This is a genomic window from Thioalkalivibrio sp. ALE20 (assembly GCF_000381405.1).
Taxonomy (GTDB): Bacteria; Pseudomonadota; Gammaproteobacteria; order Ectothiorhodospirales; family Ectothiorhodospiraceae; genus Thioalkalivibrio.
Genome location: NZ_KB906498.1, coordinates 1 through 1,409 on the forward strand (window position 1 = coordinate 1; position 1,409 = coordinate 1,409).

A 1,409-nucleotide genomic window follows, 5' to 3' on the forward strand; every position below is an offset into this window, starting at 1 on the left:
GGGACGGTTGTCCCCGTGGTGGGTAAACGATATGGACCGACCGGCCTGGTGCCGGCGCCCCTCCTCCCGGTCCGGAGGGGCTTTCAGGGTGCCTGGATGCGCTCCAGGCCGGCGTCGAAGGCATCTTCCCGGAAACGGCCGCCCGCGGCCGCCTCGGGGAAGACGCCCCCGGAGGGGCGTCGGTGTTGAAGGTCAGGCAGGTCAGGCGATCATTCGCCACTCGCCCACTCGGTGCGCGTTACGACCTCCCATTCGTCGGGGTTGCCTTCACCGATCAGCAGACGGTTTTCGTCCCAGCTCCAGACCCCTCGGGTGTCCTCCGGCTCCGCTCCGCCGAAGGTCGGAAGCTCCACCAGGGAGCGATCCTGAAACCGCTCGGAGGTGTTGTCGAAATGCTCGGCCAGAGCCTCGACCAGTGCATCCAAGCTGGGCGCGTTCAGGATAGCCTGCTCCGCGCACCACTCCCGCGAGGCTTCATCGGCCTCGTGGTATTCGATGGTCTCGACGGGTTCAGGCCCTTGGGACTGGTCCCACGTGTTGGTAACGCGGTACCGGCCGCAGTGCCGACATACTTCGGTGATGATGACACCACCGCCGTTCCCAGAGACCCCGGGGTTTTCCTCCAAGCCACCCAGCAGTTCGTGCGGGCTGCACCAGTCGTGCTGGTCGGCTTCGCAAGGCGGCACCGGCGGGTCCAAGCGAACCGAAACGGCGCTGTGATCGAGCTCGATTTCGTTGCCGTCCGGATCTTCCTGGATCTCCACGACCTCGGCCGCCACATAGGCGGTCTTACCCTCGTGGGGCCAATCGCCTTCACGGAGCAGGTCCTTGGCCTGCTCCAGGGCCTCGGTCATGGTGTCCGCGTTGAGGTACTCCTCGTAACGGCTTTCTTCAAGGTACTTAAACATCGTCTATCTCCTCGGAATATCGGGGACAGACCGCCCCAAGGGGACGGTTGCCCCCTTGGGGTGAGTTTAGGCGGCTTCGGGGTGAGTTCCGGCCCACCCCCGGACGCTGATTGCCTCCGGGGTGTCGATCTCTGCGTAGAAATCCACTACCGCCCAAAACGCCTCCTCAATAGGCTCCCCGACGTCCTGGTGAGCCAGGACGGCGGAGATCGGGGCGACGGCGGTATCCCCGGCCGGCGTTACTCCAACCAGAAGGTGAGTGTAGGGCTCCGGCATGCGATGCACGCCGTTCCCGATCGGATCGAGTTCAGAGATCCGGATTTGATCCAGCATGATCTGCCTCCTTGAGTTGAGGGGACAGACCGCCCCCACGGGGAGCGGTGTCCCCGTGGTGGGTAAAAGATATGGACCGACCGGCCTGGTGCCGGCGCCCCTCCTCCCGGTCCGGAGGGGCTTTCAGGGTGCCTGGATGCGCTCCAGGCCGGCGGTGAAGGCGTCTTC

Annotated in this window: 2 protein-coding genes; both read right to left on the reverse strand. The window is 65.2% G+C overall.

Annotation, left to right across the window (positions count from 1 at the left end; translation table 11 throughout):
* Positions 1-209 precede the first annotated feature (209 nt).
* Positions 210-908 carry a hypothetical protein gene (locus F790_RS0113630; protein ID WP_019592023.1) on the reverse strand — a complete coding sequence of 233 codons (699 nt, stop codon included), beginning with the start codon at positions 906-908 and terminating at the stop codon, positions 210-212.
* Between the two features lie 66 nt (positions 909-974).
* Positions 975-1,241 (reverse strand): hypothetical protein, encoded by a 267-nt coding sequence (locus F790_RS0113635; protein WP_019592024.1) that lies wholly within the window; start codon positions 1,239-1,241, stop codon positions 975-977.
* Between the last annotated feature and the right edge of the window lie 168 nt (positions 1,242-1,409).

Coding starts and splice junctions, on each gene's coding strand:
- F790_RS0113635 (WP_019592024.1), bottom strand. CDS start 1,241: ATGCTGGATCAAATCCGGATCTCTGAACTCGATCCGATCGGGAACGGC.
- F790_RS0113630 (WP_019592023.1), bottom strand. CDS start 908: ATGTTTAAGTACCTTGAAGAAAGCCGTTACGAGGAGTACCTCAACGCG.